This window comes from Stenotrophomonas sp. SAU14A_NAIMI4_8, assembly GCF_003086695.1.
Lineage (GTDB): Bacteria > Pseudomonadota > Gammaproteobacteria > Xanthomonadales > Xanthomonadaceae > Stenotrophomonas.
In genome coordinates, this window is sequence record NZ_CP025999.1 from 904,295 (window position 1) to 918,895 (window position 14,601).

Here is a 14,601-nt window from a genome sequence, read left to right on the forward strand (position 1 = left end):
CAGTATGGCTATCCTGCACGCATTCCGCATCGGGTACCCTTGCGCCGATGGAACCTCTGGATACGCTCAACCTGTGGATGGAGCGCGCGCGGGATCGCGCACGGACCGCCAGCTTCGGCCGCTTCCTGTGGCGGCGCTTTCTCGACGACCGCCTGTTCCAGGCCGCCGCCGCGCTGGCCTACACCACCGTGTTCGCGCTGGTGCCGCTGGCGATTGTCGTATTCGGCGTGCTGTCGGCCTTCCCGGTCTTCGACCGCTGGAGCGACCAGCTCAGCGACTACGTGTTTTCCAACTTTGTGCCCAGCGCCGCGCGCGCGGCCGAAGGCTACCTGCGGCAGTTCTCGGCCAGTGCCGGCCAGCTCACCGCCGCCGGCTTCATCGCCCTGGTGGTGTCGCTGCTGATCACGCTCAACAGCGTGGAAGAAACCTTCAACCAGATCTGGCGGGTCGGTTCGACCCGGCCCAAGCTCACCCGCTTCCTGGTGTACTGGACCGTGCTGACCCTGGGCGCGATGCTCGCTGCAGCGTCGCTGGCGGTGTCGGCGCGGGTGCTGGCGCTGCCGCTGTTCGGCACCCAGGAAGGGCGCTGGCTGGCCGACCTGGGCCTGCGGCTGGCGCCGGTACTGATCGAATTCATCTGCATCATGCTGGTCTACCGCGTGGTGCCGCACCACACGGTGAAGTGGCGCCACGCGATTCCCGGCGCCGTGCTGGCCGCGGTGATGCTGGAGCTGGTGAAGTGGGGCATCGGTGCCTACCTGGGCAGTTTCCAGTCGTACCAGAAGCTGTACGGCACCGTGGCCTTCGTGCCGATCCTGCTGCTGTGGATCTACCTGTGCTGGGTGGCCGTGCTGCTGGGCGCGTCGCTGGCCTCGTCGATGGCCGCCTTCCGCTACCAGCCGGTGGAGCTGCGCCTGCCGCAGGGCTACGAGTTCTATGGCCTGCTGCGCCTGCTCGGGCGCTTCCACTACGCGCGCGCCGCCGGCAAGGGGCTGGATGACGATGAAATCCTGCGCATGGAGCCGATGCTGACCGACTCGCTGCTGCAGGACCTGGTCTGCAACTTGCAGGACATCGGCCTGCTGCGCCGCGATGAGCGTGGCGAATGGTTGCTGGCGCGTGACCTGGAACAGGTCAGCCTGGCCGATCTGTACGAATGCACCCAGCTGCGCATTCCGGTGGCCGAGCAGCACCTGCCTTACCGCGACGACAGTCTGGGCCAGGCCGCGCTGGCGGCGCTGGACGAACTTCGCCTGCCGCTGCGCGAGCGCTTGAAGCGGCGCGTCAGCGATATCTATTCCGCTCCCGGAGACACCCCATGATGCACAAGACCCCGTTGCTGCTGGCCCTGCTGCTGGCCCTGGCGGCCTGCAAGCCGGCACAGGAACCAGCGCCCGTCAGCAGCGCGCCGCCGGCGCAGGCGCCCACCCCGGCCGCACCGGCGCCGGTTGAAGAGGCCCCGGCCGAGCGCACCACGGCCGAATTTCCCACCCTGAAGATGAAGGCGGTGGACGGCAGCGACTACGACCTGGCCGCCCATCGCGGCAAGTGGGTGGTGGTGAACTTCTGGGCGACCTGGTGTGCGCCGTGCCGCAAGGAAATGCCGGAGCTGTCGGCGCTGCACGCCATGCGCAACAACATCGAAGTGGTGGGCCTGGCCTATGAAGAAATCGAAGTGCCGGAGATGCAGGCGTTCCTGGGCAAGCATCCGGTGACCTATCCGATCGTGGTGGTCGATCCCTTCGACCCGCCGGCCGATTTCGCCATTCCGCGCGGGCTGCCGCTCACCCATCTGATCGCCCCCGATGGCAAGCTCGCGCACACCTTCCTGGGCCCGGTCACCGCCGCCGACATCGAACAGCAGATCGCCGCAGCCCGGTAGAGTCGACCGTTGGTCGACTGAAAACACGGCGGGGTCGGATCCCGTTGCCACGCAACGGGCTCTGACCCCTTCCCGATCCATCCACGCATGGCGTGGATCTACCGCGCCCAAGCCACGGCGGGGTCGGATCCCGTTGCCACGCAACGGGCTCTGACCCCTTCCCGGATCATCCACGCATGGCGTGGATCTACCGCGCCCAAGCCATGGCGGGGTCGGATCCCGTTGCCACGCAACGGGCTCTGACCCCTTCCCGGATCATCCACGCATGGCGTGGATCTACTGCGCCCAAGCCATGGCGGGGTCGGATCCCGTTGCCACGCAACGGGCTCTGACCCCTTCCCGATCCATCCACGCATGGCGTGGATCTACCGCGCCCAAGCCATGGCGGGGTCGGATCATCCACGCATGGCGTGGATTTACCGATCCTCGACCGGGAACGCCTCGATCGGCTTCAGCACGTCGTAGTGCTCGCGGTGCAGCTTGCCTTTCAGCGCCGGCAGTTCCGGCAGTGGTGCATCCACCCGCGTGTCCGGCAGCCGGTCCAGCAGGTTGCGCACCAGGGTCAACCGCCCCAGCCGCTGGTCGTTGAAATCCACCAGGGTCCACGGCGCCTGCTCGCGGTGCGTCGCCCGCAGCATCGCCTCGCGCGCCTCGGTATACGCGCTGTACTTGCTGCGCGATTTCAGATCCACCGGTGACAGCTTCCAGCCCTTCAGCGGATCCACGTGCCGCTCGGCGAAGCGTTTTTCCTGCTGGGCCTGGTCCACGCACAGCCAGTACTTGAACAGCAGGATGCCTTCATCCACCAGCAATTGCTCGAACACCGGTGCCTGGCGCAGGAAGCGCTGGTACTCGCCCTCGCTGCAGTAGCCCATCACCCGTTCCACGCCGGCACGGTTGTACCAGCTGCGGTCCATCAGCACGATCTCGCCCGCGGCGGGAAGATGGCTGGCGTAACGCTGGAAGTACCACTGGGTGGCTTCGCGGTCGGTCGGCTTGGGCAGGGCCACCACCCGGCACTGGCGGGGGTTCAGGTGCTGGCTGATCGCCTGGATCGCGCCCCCCTTGCCGGCGGTATCGCGGCCCTCGAACAGCACCAGCAGGCGCTGCCCCGTGTGCTGTACCCAGCGCGCCATCGCCGTCAGTTCCAGCTGCAGCGGCTGCAGCAGTGCGTCGTAGTCCTTGCGTTTCAGCTTGCCCATGGGTGCACCACGCGGGAAGGAAACCCGAGCCTAGCGCAGCACTTGCCCACGCAATGTCGACGCCGGGGTAGAGTCGACCGTTGGTCGACTATCGCGCGCAGCGCGGGCTGTTCCTGGGCTCCTGCGAAGGGCAGTCGACCAACGGTCGACTCTACCCAGCCACGCCTGTCCAGCCGTGCTCACGCGCCAGCGCCTGCAACAACGCGGACAGATCCAACGCAAACCCGGCCATGTCGAACACGCCGCTGCGCTCGCGCGCCTGCGCCAGCTGCGCGCGCAGTGCCGACAGGGCCGCCGGGTCGTTGCCCAGCGCGCTTGCGGTCGCCACGAAGGCGGCATCGTCAGCCACGTTCATCGCATCCAGGCCCAGGTGATGGTTCAGGCTGCCGGCCACGCGTGCGGCGAAGGTGTCGCCCGGACAGGTCAGCACCGGACAACCGGCCCACAACGCATCTGATGCAGTGGTGTGCGCGTTGTAGGGATGGGTGTCCAGGAACAGGTCGGCCAGGGCGTAGCGCGCCAGGTACTGGGGATGCGCGAGCTTGGCCATGAACACCAGTCGCGTCGGGTCCACGCCCGCGGCCCGTGCGGCATCGCGCAGGCGCGCATCGGCCTTGCCCGGCCCGGACAGCAGCCACAGCACGCTGCCCGGTACCGCCTGCAGCACGGCAAAGGCGCGCGCCATGCTGCGCGGATTGAGCTTGTAACTGTTGTTGAAGCAGCAGAACACCACGCCCTGTGCGGGCAGGCCGCAGTCGGCGCGGCTGGGCGCCGGTTCCACAACGCGGGTGTTGTCCGAGGGCTGGAACGCGCGCGGCAGGCGCAGCACGCGTTCGCTGTAATGCGGTTCCAGCGCAGCGGGCAGGGCGAAGGCATCGGCTACCACGGCATCCAGCCACGCCGCACCGGACGTGCCTGGATACGCCAGCCAGTTCAGCTGCAGCGGGGCAGGGCGCATGGCCAGGACTTCGGGCGTGCCGCCGCCGCCCCAGCCGCGCAGGTCGAACAGCAGGTCGATGCCCTGCGCGCGGATGCGTGCGGCGGTCTCGGCGTGGCGCAGCCCCGCTACGTCGTGCAGCGTGGTCGCCGCCTGCAAGCGCTGGCGGATGCGGCTGCCGTCATCGCGGTTCAGGGCAAACAGGTGCAGCTGCAGAGCGGGATCGGCACGCAGCTGTTCGAACAGCGCCACTGTCAGCAGGCCGGTCGGATGCGCACCGAAGCCGTTGGACAGGAATCCCACGCGAAGCGGACCGCGCTGCCGCACCTGCGCCGGCGGCAGCGGCCGCACCGAGGCAGCCACGGCCGTTGCCCGGCTGCGCGCGCAGGCCAGCTGTTCGGCCGCGCTGGCGTCTTCGCTCAGGAAAGCAAACGGTTCAACTACACCTTGGCCGGAAGCCACCGCACGGCGGACCTGCGCGGCCAGCGTATCCAGATCCCGCCAATCGCACAGGCGGCGCTGCCAGGCCAGGCGCTGGGCGGCGATATAGGGCTCACCCGGCATCAGGGTGTGCGCGCGCCGGTAGGCCTCGGCGGCGCCTTCGGCATCGTTGGCATCTTCCAGCGCATGGCCCAGCCACAGGGCAATGCCCGGATGCTGCGGCGCCAGCGTGGATGCCTGGCGCAGCAGGGTAGCTGCATCGGCATGGGCGCCGGCCATCCAGGCCACGCGGCCCAGCCGTGCCAGCGCTTCGGGGTGGTCGGGGCGCAGCTGCAGTGCGCGCCGCGCGGCGCGTTCACCGGCGGCGATGTCGCCCGCTTCCAGTTCCACGTCGGCCAGCATCACCCAGGCAACGAAATCGCCCGGCTGGCGGGCCAGCGCCTGCTGCAGTTGCTGCCGTTGCTGCCAGGCCGACACCGTGCTCAGCCCGCCGAAAGCTGGGCCAACGCGTCCACCTGGTGCTCGTGGCTCAGGCGCTGCAGCAGCGGGTCCAGATCGCCCGCCAGCACATTGGGCAGGTCGTACAGGGTCAGCCCTTCCACGCGATGGTCGGTGATCCGGCCCTGCGGGAAGTTGTAGGTGCGGATGCGCTGGCTGCGATCGCCGCTGCCCACCTGCAGGCGGCGTGATTCGGCCTGCGCGGCGTCCTGGCGCTGGCGTTCGGCATCCAGCAGCTGCGCCTTCAGGCGCTTCATCGCCTTGTCCCGGTTGGCGTGCTGGCTGCGCTCGGTCTGGCATTCCACCACCACGCCGGTCGGCACGTGGGTGATGCGGATGGCCGATTCGGTCTTGTTCACGTGCTGGCCGCCGGCACCGGACGAACGGAACGTATCGACCTTCAGGTCGGCCGGGTTGATGACGATCTCATCCACCTCGTCCGCTTCGGGAATGATCGCCACCGTGGCCGCGGAGGTATGGATGCGGCCCTGCGATTCGGTGGCCGGCACGCGCTGCACGCGGTGCGTGCCCGATTCGAATTTCAGGCGCGAGAACGCACCGCGGCCGACCACGCGGGCCACCACTTCCTTGTAGCCGCCATGTTCGCCGGGGCTGTCCGATTCGATCTCGACCTTCCAGCCCTGGCGCTCGGCATAGCGGGCATACATGCGGAACAGGTCGCCGGCGAAGATCGCCGCTTCGTCGCCGCCGGTGCCAGCGCGCACTTCCAGGAACAGGTTGCCGTCGTCGCGCGGGTCGCGCGGCACCAGCAGCAGCGCCAGTTCCTGCTCCAGTTCCTGCAGGCGGGCCTGGGCAGCGGCGATCTCTTCGTCGGCCAGCTCGCGCAGGTCCGGATCGGCGCGCATGCCCTCGGCGGCCGTCAGGTCGGCCTTGGCGCGGGCTTCTTCGGCCAGCGCGGTGGCGATCGGTTCCAGTTGGGCGAATTCGCGCGAAAGATCGCGGAAACGCGCATTGTCGGCGACCACGTCGGGTTCGGCGAGCAGGCGTTCCAGTTCTTCGCGGCGCTCGGCCAGCGCTTCCAGCTTACGGCGCAGGGTCGGCGTCATCGGGTCTCACGGGGGGATGGTGGTAGCCCGGCGTTGCCGGGAACAGGCGCTGCGCGGCGCGGGTCAGCTCGGCATCGCCGCTGAGTGCGGCCGCGCGCAGGGCCGCTGTGGGTGGGTGCAGCAGGCGGTTGGTCAGGCCATGGGCCAGCAGTTCCAGGACTTCATCGGCCGACTTGCCGTTGGCCAGCTGCTGGCGCGCACGCTCCAGCAGTTCGGCGCGGGTGGCTTCGCCGAACGCGCGCAGCTGCCGCAGCGGCGCCTGGTGGGCGCTGGCCTGCAGGGTTTCCACATAGCGGGAAACCTGCAGGTCGATGATCGCCTCGGCCTCGGCGGCGGCCTCGCGACGCCCGCGGCGGTTGTCTTCCACCGCGCGCTCAAGATCGTCCACCGTGTACAGGAAGGCGTCGTTCAGCGTGGCGACATCGGCTTCGATGTCGCGCGGCACGGCCAGGTCGAACAGCAGCATCGGCTTGTGCCGGCGCGCGCGCAGGGCATTGGCCACGGCAGCGCGGTGGATCACCGGCTCACGCGCGGCGGTGGCCGAGAACACCACGTCGGCCTCGGCCAGGTGGCGCTCCAGCTCGGTCAGGGGCAGGGCCACACCGCCGTGGCGGCTGGCCAGTTCCTGGGCATGGGCCAGGGTGCGGTTGGCGATCAGCAGGCGCCGCACCTTGCCTTCGCTCAGGTGCCGGGCGGCCAGTTCGATGGTCTCGCCCGCGCCGACCAGCAGCACAGTGGATTCATCCAGGCGCGCGAACGCGTTCTGCGCCAGGCGTACCGCCGCCGAGGCCACCGACACCGGGTTGGCGCCGACCTGGGTATCGGTACGGGCGCGCTTGGCCACCGAGAAGGTCTGCTGGAACAACTGGTCCAGGCGCTGGCCCAGCAGGCCGTGATCGCGGGCGGTGGACCAGGCGTCCTTCACCTGGCCCAGGATCTGCGGTTCACCCAGCACCATGGAATCCAGCCCGGTGGCGACCCGGAACAGATGGCGCACGGCATCGGCGTCGGCATGCTGGTACAGGTAGCCCTGCAGATCGCCGGCCTGCTGCTGCAGCCACTGGTCCAGCGCCTGCGCCGAATCGGCGACCGCATACAGTTCAGTGCGGTTGCAGGTGGACAGCAGCACCGCCTCGGCGATCTGCGGGGTGTCGCGCAGCGAACCGAGCGCGCGCGGCAGCGCCTCACCGGCGAAGGCCGCGCGTTCGCGCAGTTCCACCGGTGCGGTCTGGTGATTCAGTCCGAGCACCCACAGGGTCATTGTTCAGTTGCTTGCGATAAGCTGCTGGCCATTGGACGACATTTTAAGGCCCCGATGCCGACGATGCCCGCATTGATTCGCATCCCCAGTGTTCTGCTGCTGTCCCTGGCCTGTGCCCAGGCGGTGTCGGCAGCGCCGGCCAAGGCCCCCACACGGGCCCCGGCCGCCGGAGCACTGGCCCTGGAACCGGTGATCGCCGGCGAATTCGCCCTGCAGGCCGGCAAGCTGGCCGAGGCCGCGCGCTGGTACCTGCAGGCGGCCCAGCAGACCGACGGCGACGCTGGCCTGGCCGAGCGTGCCACCCGTATTGCCATGCTGGCCAACGAGGATGCCAATGCCGCAAAGGCGCTGGCCCTGTGGCAGCAGCGTGCCCCGGCGTCCCTGCCGATGCGCAGCGCCGCGGCCGCCCTGGCCATGCGCCAGGGCAATGTGAAGACGGCCCGCAGCGAACTTCAATCACTGCTGCAGGACCGCGACGAGCAGGGCTGGAAGTTCGCCCTGGCCGCCCTGATCGGTGGCGGGCGCGATCCGGCAGTGCCGGCGCAGGTGCTGGGCGAGCTGGTCGATGCCAATGCCATTCCGGCCAGGATCGAGGCCTGGCAGGAGTTCGGGCGGCTGGCCCTGCGCATGGAAAAGCCGGAGCTGGCGCAGCGCATGATCGACGAGGTGGTGCGCCGCTTCCCGCAGGAACCGCGGGTGGCGCTGCTGCGCGCCAGCCAGTTGCAGCAGGCCGGGCAGACCGGGCAGGCGCTGACGCTGCTGCAGGGCGTGGAGCCGCAGACCCGCCAGGACCCCGAACTGCGCAACGCGGTGGCCATTGCCTATGACAGCCTGGGCCAGCCGGCCGCGGCCGAACGCGTGCTGGCATTCGGCCCGCAGGACGTGCAGACCTGGGGCATGCGCGCATCATTGCTGGCCAAGCAGGGCGACAAGGCCGCGCTGGGCAATCTGTACAACGAACTGTCGCGCCAGGCGGCCAAGCCGGATCCGGCGCAGCGCCTGCTGCTGGGCAAGATTGCCGAATACCTGCAGCGCTACCCGGAGGCGGTGAACTGGTACCACAGCGTGCCCGGCGGTGAAGAACTGAGCGAGGCGCGGCTGCGTGCGGCCAACGCGCAGGGCCTGGCCGGTCGCCAGGACCTGGCGTTGCAGGAGGTGCATGCCATCCAGTCCGACGCGACGGTGGACGATGACGTGCGCCGCGATGCCTATCTGCTGGAAGCCGAACTGCGCCAGCGCGCCGACGATCTGCCCGGTGAGCTGGATGCCCTGGCGCGTGGCCTGGCCGCCTATCCGGATGAAAACGCGCTGCTGTACGCGCGCGCCCTGGCCTGGGAACGTCGCGACGATATCGCCCGTGCCGAGGCCGACCTGCGCAAGATCCTGGTCACCGAGCCGGAAAACGTGCCGGCGCTGAATGCACTGGGCTACACCCTGGCCGACCGTACCGGGCGTTACCAGGAGGCCTTGGAACTGATCGACCGCGCGCGCGTGGCCGAACCGGACAACGCCGCCATCGTCGACAGCTACGGCTGGGTGCTCTACCGCCTGGGGCGCAACGAAGAGGCCCTGGTGCAGCTGCGCCGTGCCTGGACCCTGGCCAAGGACCCGGAAATCGCCGCCCACGTGGGCGAAGTGCTGTGGGTGCTCGGCAAGCATGACGAGGCCCGCCACTTCTTCGACGAAGCGGCCAAGCTGGACCCCGAGAACCGCGCGCTGCTGCGCGCCCGCGAGAAATTCAATCCATGAGTGTTTCCTCGATCCGCCCGCTGCTGCTGGCGGCGGTGACCCTGGCGGTCAGTGCCTGCACCAGCGTCGGCACCCAGAAGACCCCGGCGCCGGAAGTCGTCTACACCGTTTCGCCGGCCGCTGAGCGCGCCGAAGAGGCGCGCGTGCAGGCGCTGCGTGCGCAGCCGGATTACGCCTTCCAGGGCCGGGTCGCGGTCAGCAAGGGCAAGAACGGCGGCAGTGGCCGCATCGACTGGGTGCAACAGGGCAGCGAGTACCGCGTGCAGCTGAGCGCGCCGGTCACCCGCCAGAGCTGGACCCTGCAGGGCGACGCATTGCAGGGTGGGGCGCGGCTGGAAGGGCTGGGCGACGGCCCGCGCACAGGCGACGACGCGCGCCTGTTGCTGCTCGATGCCACCGGCTGGGACATCCCGGTCAGTGAACTGTCCGACTGGACCCGCGGCCTGGTGCTGCGCGGCAGCGGTGAAAGTGCCGTGGAGCGTGATGCCGAGGGCCGCCCGCGGCGCATGCAGCAGGCCGGCTGGCTGATCCAGTACCTGGATTGGTACCCGGCGCAGGACGGACGCCCGGCCCTGCCGCGGCGGATCGAGGCCAGCCGCGAGGACGCCAAGGTACGCCTGCTGGTGGACCAGTGGGGCGCCGACGCCCCATGACTGCGCAGATTGACGCCGACGGCTGGTCCTGGTGGCCGGCCCCGGCCAAGCTGAACCTGTTCCTGCATATCACCGGCCGCCGCGCCGACGGCTACCACGAACTGCAGACGGTGTTCCGTCTGCTGGACTGGGGCGACCGCATTGGCCTGCGCCTGCGTGAAGACGGTCAGGTGCGCCGCGAGGGTGACGGCCTGGCCGGCGTGGCGGAAGACCAGGACCTGGCCGTGCGCGCAGCGCGCTTGCTCAAAAAAGTGGCCAATGTCGCCCAGGGTGCTGACATCATCGTCGAAAAGCATGTGCCTGCGGGTGGCGGCTTCGGCGGTGGCTCGTCCGACGCAGCCACCGTGCTGGTGGTGCTGAACCGGCTGTGGCAGGCCGGCCTGGACGAAGATGCGCTGGCCGAACTGGGCCTGCAGCTGGGGGCCGACGTGCCGGTGTTCGTGCGCGGCCGCAATGCCTGGGCCGAAGGGGTGGGCGAGCGCCTGCAGCCGATCGCGCTGCCCGCGGCCTGGTATGTGATCGCCGAACCGGGCGTTCATGTTCCGACCCCGGCCCTGTTTGCTGACCCGGATTTGACGCGCGACAGCCCAGTTGCGAAAATAGAGGACTTCGCTTCCGGCGCTCTGGTCGGAAACGTGTTCGAGCCGGTGCTGCGCCGTCGCGAGCCTGCCGTCGAGGCGGTGCTTGCCGCGTTGAGCCGCATAGGCCGGGCACGTTTGACCGGGTCCGGAAGTGGTTGTTTCGTCGAGTTCGATTCGCAGGCTGCCGCAGAGCAGGGACGAGCGAAATTGCCGAAGGAGTTGCGGGCAAGGGTGGCAGCGGGCGTCATGCGTTCGCCACTGCTGGAAGCACTCGAGCAACACTGATTCATCACTGCAGGGGCGTCGCCAAGAGGCCCAAGGCACCAGGTTTTGATCCTGGCATTCGTAGGTTCGAATCCTACCGCCCCTGCCAATTGCGGCTGTGTCCGCGCCTTCCAGCGCATCGACCGCGCGGGACGTGGAAACAGCCGCGGTGTTGTCAGCAGCAAGGGCCCAACGGTCCTTGCCGCTACCGGATCCCCGCCACTCGTCCCCGCCCGAGACAATCATGATGCAAGAGTCCCCGAACCTGCTGGTATTTTCCGGCAACGCCAACAAACGTCTGGCGCAGAACATCTGCAAGGAACTGGGGGTTCGCCCGGGCAAGGCACTGGTCTCGCACTTCTCCGATGGTGAAGTGCAGGTGGAAATCGAAGAGAACGTGCGCAAGCAGGACGTCTTCGTGATCCAGCCGACCAGCGCGCCGAGCGCGGAAAACCTGATGGAACTGCTGGTGCTGATCGACGCGCTCAAGCGCGCATCGGTGAACAGCGTGACCGCCGTGGTGCCGTACTTCGGTTACTCGCGTCAGGATCGCCGCATGCGCTCCTCGCGCGTGCCGATCACCGCCAAGCTGGCGGCGAAGATGTTCAGCACCGCTGGCGCTGATCGCGTGCTGACCGTCGACCTGCACGCCGACCAGATCCAGGGTTTCTTCGATATCCCGGTGGACAACGTGTATGCGTCCCCGCTGCTGCTGGCCGACATCTGGCGCGCCTACGGCACCGAGAACCTGATCGTCGTTTCGCCGGACGTGGGTGGCGTGGTCCGCGCCCGCGCCGTGGCCAAGCGCCTGGATGATGCCGACCTGGCCATCATCGACAAGCGCCGCCCGCGCGCCAACGTCTCCACCGTGATGAACATCATCGGTGACGTCGAAGGCAAGACCTGCGTGATGGTCGATGACATCGTCGATACCGCCGGCACCCTGTGCGCTGCTGCCGCTGCCCTGAAGGCGCGCGGTGCGCTGAAGGTCGCCGCGTACTGCACCCACGCGGTGCTGTCGGGCCCGGCGGTGGACAACATCACCAACTCGCAGCTGGACGAACTGGTGGTGACCGACACCATCCCGCTGAAGGACGCCGCGCGCGTGTGCAGCAAGATCCGCCAGCTCAGCGTGGCGGAAATGCTGGCCGAAACGATGCGCCGCATCGCCTTCGGCGAGTCGGTCAGCTCGCTGTACGTCGATTGAGAATCCGCCCCTGCCGGCAACGGCGGGGGCATGCCCCGGATGCTTCTGGTCGCGGAAGCATCTTCAAACCGCCTCGCCGCACGGCAAGGCAACAACCTGAGTAGTCGAAAATGTCGAAGACCCATGAAATCAAGGTCACCAAGCGTGAACTGCAGCGTAAGGGTGCGAGCCGCCGCCTGCGTCACGCTGGTGTGATCCCGGCCATCGTGTACGGCGGCAACGCCGAGCCGGTCGCCATCAGCCTGGACCACAACGAAATCTGGCTGGCCCAGCAGAACGAGTGGTTCTATGCCTCCATCCTGGACCTGAACCTGGACGGCCAGGTGCAGAAGGTGCTGCTGCGTGACATGCAGCGCCACCCGTACAAGCAGCTGATCATGCACCTGGACTTCCAGCGCGTGAACGAGAACGAAGCCCTGACCGCTTCGGTCCCGCTGCACTTCATCAACGAAGACACCTCGCCGGCTGGCAAGGCTGCCGACGTCGTGGTCACCCACGAACTGAAGGAAGTGACCATCACCTGCCTGCCGAAGGACCTGCCGGAGTCGATCGAAGTCGACCTGGGCGAGCTGAAGGCCGGTGACGTGGTGTACCTGTCCAACATCAAGCTGCCGAAGGGCGTGGAAATCCCGGCCCTGGCGCTGGGCAAGGACCACGACGACGCCATCGTCACCGCCAAGGCCGGCAAGGGCGACGCGGCCGACGAAGAAGCGGCTGCCGAGTAATACCCAAGCGGTGCCTGCCTTCGGGCAGGCACCGTGCTGGAAGGAACCATGGCAGGATTGCGACTGATCGTCGGTCTGGGCAACCCCGGATCGGAACACGCCCGGACCCGGCACAATGCCGGGTTTCATTTCGTTGAGGCCCTGGCTGAAAAAGCCGGTGCGCGCTGGAACGTGGACAGCAAGCTGTTCGGCGAGACCGCCAAGGTCGAAATCGCCGGGCAGACGGTCTGGCTGCTGAAGCCGGCCACCTTCATGAACCTCAGCGGCAAGTCGGTGACCGCCGCACAGCGGTTCTGGAAGATCGAACCGGAAGAAACCCTGCTGGCCCACGACGAGCTGGACCTGCCGCCGGGTGCGGTACGGCTGAAGTTCGACGGCGGCCACGGCGGCCAGAACGGCCTGCGCGACACCATGCGCCTGCTCGGCCACGGCAAGTTCCACCGCCTGCGCGTGGGCATTGGCCACCCCGGCCACAAGGACCGCGTGGTGGGCTGGGTGCTCGGTCGCCCGAGCAAGGACGACGACGTCCTGATTGCCCGTGCCATCGACGATGCCATCGACGTGCTGCCGCTGGCTGTACAAGGCGATTTCAACGAAGCGATGAAGCGCCTCCACACCCCGAAATAGCGCTTTTGGTAGGTGCCAACCTTGGTTGGCACACAATGATCGACACCGAGATGGATTGGCCAAGCAGCGCGCGCGCTGCTTCCCCAATCACTTTCACCCCAGAGAGCTGTCACCCATGGGTATCAAATGCGGCATCGTCGGCCTGCCCAACGTCGGCAAGTCGACCCTGTTCAACGCGCTGACCAAGGCGGGCATCGCCGCGGCGAACTTCCCGTTCTGCACCATCGAACCGAACGTCGGCATCGTGCCGGTGCCGGACCCGCGTCTGGGCGAACTGGCCGGCATCATCAATCCGCAGAAGGTCATCCCGACCGCGGTGGAATTCGTCGACATCGCCGGCCTGGTCGCCGGTGCCGCCAGCGGTGAAGGCCTGGGCAACAAGTTCCTGGCCCACATCCGCGAAGTCGATGCGATCACCCACGTGGTGCGCTGCTTCGAGAATGCCGACGTCATCCACGTCAACAACAAGGTCGACCCGATCTCGGACATCGAAACCATCGATACCGAGCTGGCGCTGGCCGACCTGGACAGCGTGGAAAAGGCCCTGAACCGCGCCGAGCGCGCCGCCAAGGGTGGCGACAAGGAAGCGGCCGCGCGCAAGCCGGTGCTGGCCAAGCTGCAGGCCGCCCTGTCCGACGGCAAGTCCGGCCGTTCGGTCGGCCTTGACGAGGAAGAGAAGGCGCTGGTCCGTGACCTGTTCCTGCTGACCCTCAAGCCGGTGATGTACATCGCCAACGTGCTGGAAGACGGTTTCGAGAACAACCCGCACCTGGACGCCGTGCGCGCCCACGCCGCCGCCGAAGGCGCGCAGGTGGTGCCGGTGTCGGCCGCGATCGAAGAAGAGCTGTCCCAGCTCGACGACGAAGACCGCGACACCTTCCTGGCCGACCTGGGCCTGAGCGAGCCGGGCCTGAACCGCGTGATCAACGCGGCCTACAGCCTGCTGGGCCTGCAGACCTACTTCACCGCTGGCGTGAAGGAAGTCCGCGCATGGACCGTGCGCAAGGGCGCCACCGCCCCGCAGGCCGCCGCCGTCATCCACACCGACTTCGAGAAGGGCTTCATCCGCGCCGAAACCATCGCGTATGACGACTTCATCAAATACAAGGGCGAAGCCGGCGCCAAGGAAGCCGGTCGCCTGCGCCTGGAAGGCAAGGAATACCGCGTGCAGGAAGGCGACGTGCTGCACTTCCGCTTCAACGTCTGATCCTGCCGCACCGGATCGACCCCGAACGCCCCGCCCTGTGCGGGGCGTTCGCGTTTCTGGCGGCGGGCCGAGCGTTGGACAAAAAATGACCATGCGCTGAAACGCTTGCGCCGCAGTACTCGCGCACACTTGTCCACACCAAACCCCCACCACTTTCCACGCGCGGTGTGGAAAACCATGGGGTGCCCGCCAGGTAGGTGCCGACCTTGGTTGGCACAGCGCGAGGTGGATAAATTTTCACCACGTCCCGGAACGCCTGCGCCGCAACGCTCGCACCCACTTGTCCACACCAAGTTCCCA

The 14,601-nt window shown here is 68.0% G+C and carries 13 protein-coding genes and 1 tRNA gene; 10 read left to right on the top strand and 4 right to left on the bottom strand.

Annotated elements, in window-relative coordinates:
- The first annotated feature begins 47 nt into the window (after nucleotides 1-47).
- Nucleotides 48-1,322 carry a YihY family inner membrane protein gene (locus C1930_RS03970; protein ID WP_108752257.1) on the top strand — a complete coding sequence of 425 codons (1,275 nt, stop codon included), beginning with the start codon at nucleotides 48-50 and terminating at the stop codon, nucleotides 1,320-1,322.
- Complete coding sequence (locus tag C1930_RS03975; RefSeq protein WP_108755486.1) at nucleotides 1,319-1,882, top strand: TlpA disulfide reductase family protein; 564 nt, start codon at nucleotides 1,319-1,321, stop codon at nucleotides 1,880-1,882. The genes C1930_RS03970 and C1930_RS03975 overlap by 4 nt, the downstream gene beginning before the upstream one ends.
- Before the next feature lie 416 nt (nucleotides 1,883-2,298).
- On the opposite strand, the gene ppk2 is transcribed toward C1930_RS03975, so the two are convergent.
- From ppk2 to hemA, 4 genes are all read right to left on the bottom strand, one after another.
- Nucleotides 2,299-3,084 (bottom strand): polyphosphate kinase 2, encoded by a 786-nt coding sequence (gene ppk2, locus C1930_RS03980; RefSeq protein ID WP_108771137.1) that lies wholly within the window; start codon nucleotides 3,082-3,084, stop codon nucleotides 2,299-2,301.
- A 151-nt stretch (nucleotides 3,085-3,235) separates the two neighbouring features.
- The gene (locus C1930_RS03985) at nucleotides 3,236-4,939 is read right to left on the bottom strand and encodes a tetratricopeptide repeat protein (protein ID WP_108771138.1); all 1,704 of its coding nucleotides are present in this window, start codon (nucleotides 4,937-4,939) and stop codon (nucleotides 3,236-3,238) included.
- Nucleotides 4,940-4,944: 5 nt separating this feature from the next.
- The gene (gene prfA / locus C1930_RS03990) at nucleotides 4,945-6,027 is read right to left on the bottom strand and encodes a peptide chain release factor 1 (protein WP_108752261.1); all 1,083 of its coding nucleotides are present in this window, start codon (nucleotides 6,025-6,027) and stop codon (nucleotides 4,945-4,947) included.
- Nucleotides 6,005-7,288 carry a glutamyl-tRNA reductase gene (hemA, locus tag C1930_RS03995; protein ID WP_108755489.1) on the bottom strand — a complete coding sequence of 428 codons (1,284 nt, stop codon included), beginning with the start codon at nucleotides 7,286-7,288 and terminating at the stop codon, nucleotides 6,005-6,007. The genes prfA and hemA overlap by 23 nt, the downstream gene beginning before the upstream one ends.
- Before the next feature lie 63 nt (nucleotides 7,289-7,351).
- Between hemA and C1930_RS04000 the strand changes: the two genes are divergently transcribed.
- The 8 genes from C1930_RS04000 to ychF all read left to right on the top strand — a co-directional run bounded on the left by C1930_RS04000 (nucleotide 7,352) and on the right by ychF (nucleotide 14,301).
- Nucleotides 7,352-9,037, top strand: coding sequence for a tetratricopeptide repeat protein (locus tag C1930_RS04000; protein ID WP_199912403.1), 1,686 nt, complete (start codon nucleotides 7,352-7,354; stop codon nucleotides 9,035-9,037).
- The gene (gene lolB, locus C1930_RS04005) at nucleotides 9,034-9,690 is read left to right on the top strand and encodes a lipoprotein insertase outer membrane protein LolB (protein ID WP_108755491.1); all 657 of its coding nucleotides are present in this window, start codon (nucleotides 9,034-9,036) and stop codon (nucleotides 9,688-9,690) included. The genes C1930_RS04000 and lolB overlap by 4 nt, the downstream gene beginning before the upstream one ends.
- Nucleotides 9,687-10,556 (top strand): 4-(cytidine 5'-diphospho)-2-C-methyl-D-erythritol kinase, encoded by an 870-nt coding sequence (gene ispE, locus C1930_RS04010; RefSeq protein ID WP_108771140.1) that lies wholly within the window; start codon nucleotides 9,687-9,689, stop codon nucleotides 10,554-10,556. The genes lolB and ispE overlap by 4 nt, the downstream gene beginning before the upstream one ends.
- Nucleotides 10,557-10,567: 11 nt before the next feature.
- A tRNA-Gln gene (locus C1930_RS04015) sits at nucleotides 10,568-10,644 on the top strand.
- Nucleotides 10,645-10,782: 138 nt separating this feature from the next.
- The gene (locus C1930_RS04020) at nucleotides 10,783-11,742 is read left to right on the top strand and encodes a ribose-phosphate diphosphokinase (RefSeq protein ID WP_108751479.1); all 960 of its coding nucleotides are present in this window, start codon (nucleotides 10,783-10,785) and stop codon (nucleotides 11,740-11,742) included.
- Nucleotides 11,743-11,852: 110 nt separating this feature from the next.
- Nucleotides 11,853-12,467: a 50S ribosomal protein L25/general stress protein Ctc gene (locus C1930_RS04025; RefSeq protein WP_108771141.1), complete on the top strand. Its 615-nt coding sequence runs from the start codon at nucleotides 11,853-11,855 to the stop codon at nucleotides 12,465-12,467.
- 48 nt (nucleotides 12,468-12,515) lie between these two features.
- The gene (gene pth / locus C1930_RS04030; protein WP_079220740.1) at nucleotides 12,516-13,094 is read left to right on the top strand and encodes an aminoacyl-tRNA hydrolase; all 579 of its coding nucleotides are present in this window, start codon (nucleotides 12,516-12,518) and stop codon (nucleotides 13,092-13,094) included.
- A 115-nt stretch (nucleotides 13,095-13,209) separates the two neighbouring features.
- Nucleotides 13,210-14,301, top strand: coding sequence for a redox-regulated ATPase YchF (gene ychF, locus C1930_RS04035; protein ID WP_108752266.1), 1,092 nt, complete (start codon nucleotides 13,210-13,212; stop codon nucleotides 14,299-14,301).
- Nucleotides 14,302-14,601: the final 300 nt, after the last annotated feature.